General features: G+C 67.1%; 4 protein-coding genes. 3 read left to right on the plus strand and 1 reads right to left on the minus strand.

Features of this window, described 5'->3' with window-relative positions; translation table 11 throughout:
- Nucleotides 1–137: 137 nt before the first annotated feature.
- On the minus strand, nt 138–482 hold the full coding sequence (locus tag ABF821_RS19485) for a carboxymuconolactone decarboxylase family protein (protein WP_182973117.1): 345 nt from the start codon (nt 480–482) through the stop codon (nt 138–140).
- Nucleotides 483–614: 132 nt separating this feature from the next.
- Between ABF821_RS19485 and zapE the strand changes: the two genes are divergently transcribed.
- From zapE to ABF821_RS19500, 3 genes are all read left to right on the plus strand, one after another.
- A complete protein-coding gene (gene zapE, locus ABF821_RS19490) occupies nt 615–1802 on the plus strand; it encodes a cell division protein ZapE (RefSeq protein WP_182973118.1) in 1188 nt (395 codons plus the stop codon).
- 531 nt (nt 1803–2333) lie between these two features.
- Entirely contained in the window at nt 2334–5201 is a 2868-nt protein-coding gene (locus ABF821_RS19495; RefSeq protein ID WP_415531280.1) for a 2-oxoglutarate dehydrogenase E1 component, read from the plus strand.
- 356 nt (nt 5202–5557) lie between these two features.
- On the plus strand, nt 5558–5844 hold a 287-nt coding region (locus ABF821_RS19500; RefSeq protein ID WP_415531281.1), incomplete at its 3' end, for a biotin/lipoyl-containing protein.

The raw sequence follows: 5844 nt of genomic DNA on the forward strand, positions 1-5844 counted from the left end.
GGCGGAGCGGCGTGGTGACGGTCATGGACCCTGCATGGGAGGATCAAAACCACATCCCGATTCCTAGAGCCGGCGCCGGCTACAACGCAAGGCGGCCGGAAACGGGGGCGGCGGGGCCGAGGCCCCGCCGCAGGAGTTCAGGCCCCGCTGCCGGCCTTTTCGGCGGCATCGAGCGCCCGGGTGGAATAGACTGCCGCCGCGCCGGCGTTCAGCGCCACGGCCACGCCCAGGGCTTCGGCGATCTCTTCCTTCGTGGCGCCGGCTTTTACGGCAGCCTTGGAATGGACCGCGATGCAGCCGTCGCAGCGGGTGGTCACGGCGACGGCCAGCGCGATCAGTTCGCGCGTTTTGGCATCCAGCCGGTTGGTGGCCTTGGCGGCGTTGTCCAGCGTCGTCAGCCCTTCGACCGTGCCCGGTGAAAGGGTGGCGAAGGCGGGTACGGCCTGGCCGAGAAAATGGCGGTAGGCGGACCAGTCGATCATCGCGATATATCCTTGATGTGTGGTCATGGACCGCGGCGGAGTTCACCAGATGGAGAGCAGCCCTGTCACGACACGGTTTGGCGAGTTGATGCCCTTGATGAGATGCGTCGCCGGCGCTATCGGCCATAGATCATGGAATCCGCGCTGACAGCCTTCGCATCCGACCTGAACCTGCCCCCTGGCTCGGGGCCTCTGGCAGCGTACGAGGCGCGCGTGGCCGCCGGGTTGCTGTCCCGCGACCCCGAGCAGGCCAAGGCGGCCGCGCGGCTGGACCGGCTGTGGCGGGAACTGCCCGGCTATCACCCCGTGGTGCGGCGGCCGAAACCCAAGGGCCTGCTCGGCGGCCTGAAAGCGCGGCTGGGCCTGGAAGGCGGCGCGCCGGAGGCCCCGCGTCCGCGCGGGGTCTACATGGTCGGGCAGGTCGGGCGCGGCAAGACCATGCTGATGGACCTGTTCTTCGAGCTGGCGCCGGTCGAACACAAGATGCGGGTGCATTTCCACCGCTTCATGCAGGATGTGCACAAGCGGCTGCATGACATGAAGCGCGCGCATCCGGAACTGACCGACCCGATACCGCCGCTGGCCCATGCCATCGCGCAGGACGCCTGGCTGCTCTGCTTCGATGAATTCCAGGTGAACGACATCGCCGATGCGATGGTGCTGGGGCGCCTGTTCGAATATCTGTTCGCCGATGGCGTGGTGGTGGTCGCGACCTCGAACACCGAACCGCAGGACCTGTTCCAGAACCGGCCGGGGGCCGATGCCTTCCGGCCCTTCATCGCGATCATCCAGCGCGAGGTCGATACGGTGGTGCTGGACTCGCCGCGCGACTATCGGCGCGGCGGCATGCGCGGCATGACGACCTGGATCGTGCCGCCCGGCCCCGATGCGGTGCAGGAACTGGATTCGATCTTCATGCGCCTGGCCGATGGCGCCCCGATCCGCCCGGTGACGCTGGAGGTGATGGGCCGCAAGCTGGCGGTGACGGTCGCGGCCGGTCCGGTCGCGCGCTTTACCTTTGCCGATCTGTGCGGGCGGCCGCTGGGCGCGGGCGATTACCTGGCGCTTGCCACGCGCTTCCCGGCGCTGGTGCTTGAGGATATTCCTCGTCTGGGCCCCGATAATTTCGATGTTGCCCGCCGTTTCATCGTTCTGATCGACACGCTGTACGAGCAGAAGGTGAAGCTGTTCGGCTCGGCCGAGGACCAGCCGGATGCGATCTACCAGAAGGGCGAAGGCGCGCAGGCGTTCGAACGCACGGCCTCGCGCCTGGAGGAGATGCAGAGTGCCGCCTACCTGGACCTGCCGCATCTCTCCTGATCCGGCGCGGGGCGCCGCCGGGCCTGTTAAAATAGATGCAGGGTCTGCCTTTCTTTTCATCATGTCCAACGGGTGGGTGCGGGGCGGTGGCAGGGTCTTCCGGACCATGCGCGCCGGGGTGCGCGGGCGGCGGCAGGGGGTGTTCGGCCTTCGGTGCGGGCGTTCCCTTCCGTCACGGTATCGTGACGCATATGGCGGTGGTGTGAGCGGTGCGGCGGTAGGCAAGTGGTTCGCTCTTTGCTTGGGTATGGGCGGCCCTTCGGGTCGTCCGCCGGTTTTGCCGCCGTTGGTGCGCTTTGCGTCTGGTCGCGGGTTCCGTGCCCCGTCGTGCAGGCGGGTGGAAACGGAAAGGTGAGTATGCGTGCGAAGCAATCCTGACCGTGGCGAAAGATGGCGGCGGATGGCCGAAGGTGGCGTTAGGGTTGAGACGATAAACGGCCGGGGCCGATATTCCGCCATGATTGGCGGCGATGGCTCTGGCCCGGATAATGACGTGGCCGGTCAGGTCATGAACGAGGAGATGTCTTCAAGATGGCGGGCGTAGATATCCTGTCGACCGCGTTCAGCGGAGCCAACACGGCCTATCTGGCCGACCTGTATGCTCGCTGGGCGGCGGACCCCGGCAGCGTCGATCCTTCTTTCGCATCGCTGTTCGCGGCGATGGACGAGGAAGGCGCTGCGATTTTGCATGACGCGGAAGGGGCCTCGTGGGCGCCGCGCCCGTCCAGCATCGATGGCGGCGACGTGGTGGCGGCCCCGGCCAAGGGCGCGCCCGTCTCGGCGGAGAGCCTGAATGCGGCGGCCGATGACAGCCTGCGCGCGACGCAGCTGATCCGCGCCTATCGCGTGCGCGGCCACCTCGAGGCCCGGCTCGATCCGCTGGGGTTGCAGGTGCCGAAGCCCCATACCGATCTCGACCCCGAGACCTACGGGTTCGGCCCGAAGGATCTCGACCGCCCGATCTATCTGGGCAAGATCGTTTCCAACCTGATCGGCAAGCAGACCGCGACGATCAACCAGGTGCTGGACGCGCTGCGCGCCGTCTATTGCGGGCCGATCGGCTCGGAATACATGCATGTGCAGGACCCCGAGCAGCGCAACTGGCTGCAGCAGCGGCTGGAAGGCGACAACTGGCGCGCCGGGGCCTCGGTCGAAGAAAAGAAGCTGATCCTGAGCCATCTGACCGAGGCCGAGGGTTTCGAGGCGTTCTGCCAGAAGCGCTATGTCGGCACCAAGCGGTTCGGGCTGGAAGGCGAGGACGTCACCATTCCCGCGCTGCACGCGCTGATCGACCAGGTGGCCAAGGACGGCGTGCGCACGGTGGCGATCGGCATGCCGCATCGCGGCCGCCTGAACACGCTGGTCAACATCGTACGCAAGCCCTACACGGCCATCTTCAGCGAATTCGCCGGCGCCTCGTTCAAGCCGGACGACGTGCAGGGCTCGGGCGATGTCAAATACCATCTCGGCACCTCGACCGACGTGGATATCGACGGCAACCCGGTGCACATCTCGCTCCAGCCCAACCCGTCGCATCTGGAAGCCGTCGATCCGGTGGTGATCGGCAAGGTGCGCGCGGCCCAGGACGATGACGACCCGAATGTGCGCAGCCGCCATATGGCGGTGCTGATGCATGGCGATGCCGCCTTCGCCGGCCAGGGCCTGGTCTACGAGACCATGGCGATGTCGCAACTGATCGGCTATCGCACCGGCGGCACGGTCCATATCGTGGTGAACAACCAGATCGGGTTCACCACCGTTTCGGCCCATGCATTCTCCGGCCTGTATTGCACGGACGTTGCCAAGGCGGTGCAGGCGCCGATCCTGCACGTCAATGGCGACGAGCCCGAAGCCGTGATCTATTGTGCGCGTCTGGCGGCCGATTTCCGCCAGAAATTCGCGACCGACATCGTGCTGGACATCGTGGGCTATCGCCGCCACGGCCATAACGAGTCCGACGAGCCGTCCTTCACCCAGCCGACGATGTACAAGGCCATCGCCGCCCGGCCGACGGTGCGCACGCTCTATGCCGACCGTCTGGCGCGCGAAGGCGTGGTGAGCGAGGCCGACGCCACGGCGCAGTGGGATGCGTTCCACAACAAGCTGGAAGAAGCCTATCAGGCCGCGCAGACCTACAAGCCCAACAAGGCCGACTGGCTGGAAGGCGCCTGGACGGGCCTGAAGCCGCCGCCGGTGGGCAAGGTGGATGCCGAGCCGGCGACCGGTATTCCGGTCGAGGCGCTGCGCAAGATCGGCGCCGCCATCAGCACCGCCCCGGCCGATTTCAACGTCAACCCGAAGATCGTGCGCCAGCTCAAGGCCAAGGCTGCGATGTTCGAGACCGGCGAAGGCATCGACTGGGCGACGGGCGAGGCCCTGGGCTTCGGCTCGCTGCTGCTGGAAAAGCATCGCGTCCGCCTGTCGGGCGAGGATTGCCAGCGCGGCACCTTCAGCCAGCGCCATGCGGTGCTGATCGATCAGGTCAACCAGAACACCTATGCGCCGCTGAACAATATCGACCCGGCGCAGGGCGTGTTCGAGGTCTATAACTCGCTGCTGTCCGAATTCGGCGTGCTGGGCTTCGAATATGGCTACTCGCTGGCCGATCCGAACGCGCTGGTGCTGTGGGAAGGCCAGTTCGGTGACTTCGCCAACGGTGCGCAGGTCATCATCGACCAGTTCATCGCATCGGGCGAGACCAAGTGGCTGCGCATGTCGGGCCTCGTGCTGCTGCTGCCGCACGGCTATGAAGGCCAGGGTCCGGAACATTCCTCGGCCCGTCTGGAGCGTTACCTCCAGCTCTGCGCCGAGAACAACATGCGGGTGTGCAACATCACCACGCCGGCGAACTATTTCCACGCCCTGCGTCGCCAGCTCAAGATGGATTACCGCAAGCCGCTGGTGATCATGACGCCGAAATCGCTGCTGCGTCATCGTCTCGCGGTGTCCAATCTGGAAGAGTTCGCGTCGGGCACCACGTTCCGCCCCGTCATCGGCGAGATCGATCCGATCGCGTCGGGCGACAAGGTGGAGCGGGTCGTGATCTGCTCGGGCAAGGTCTATTACGACCTGCTGGCCGAGCGGCGCGAGCGTGGGCTGGACAAGGTCGCGATCCTGCGGCTGGAGCAGTTCTATCCCTTCCCGGAAAAACTGCTGGCCGAACAGCTTGCGCTGTATCCCAAGGCGCAGGTGATCTGGTGCCAGGAAGAGCCCGAGAACATGGGGGGATGGACCTTCGTCGATCGCCTGATCGAGGGCGTGATGGGCAAGGTGGGCCGCAAGGGCGGGCGTCCGACCTATGTCGGTCGCGTCGCGGCCGCCAGCCCGGCCACGGGTCTGGCCCGCGTGCATGCCAGCGAACAGGCGGCCCTGGTCGCCAGCGCGCTGGGCGTGGCCTGAGGGTGCGTCCCGGCCGGCGGGCCGGGGCCTTGGCCGGTGGGGGGGGGGGGGGGGGTTGGGGGGGGGGGCGGGGGGGGGGTTTTGTGTAAAAAAAAACCCCGCCCGCCCGCGGGGGGGGCCCGGGTGCATGCCAGCCAACCGGCGGCCCTGGGCGCCCGCGCGGGGGGGGGGGCCTGCGGGGGCGCCCCGGCCGGCGGGCGGGGACGTTCGCAGGTCGGCCGGCGCGGTCTTTTCGCGCCGGCTTCAGTCTGGTTAAGTTGAGAATACACAAGCCGGCAGACGACGGGTGGGGGGCATGGAAGGCCATGCCCCGTTCCAGCACGCGGATCTGACCGGCAGAGGGAATGGAAAGAAAGATGTCTGCCGAGATCAAGGTTCCGACACTGGGCGAGAGCGTGACGACCGCCACGATTGCCAAGTGGCTGAAGAATCCGGGTGACAGCGTCGCCGCCGACGAACCGGTGGTGGAGCTGGAGACCGACAAGGTCAGCGTCGAGGTCGCAGCACCCGAAGCCGGCGTGCTGGGGCCGCAGCTCGTCGCCGAAGGCGCCGAGGTCGAGGTCGGGACCATCCTGGCGTCGGGCGAGGCCGGCAGCGGCGCCCCCAAGGCAGCCGCGCCCGCCAAGGCCCCCGAGGCCCCGAA

The sequence above is a fragment of the Gluconacetobacter sp. genome, assembly GCF_047721585.1.
Taxonomy (GTDB): domain Bacteria; phylum Pseudomonadota; class Alphaproteobacteria; order Acetobacterales; family Acetobacteraceae; genus Gluconacetobacter; species Gluconacetobacter dulcium.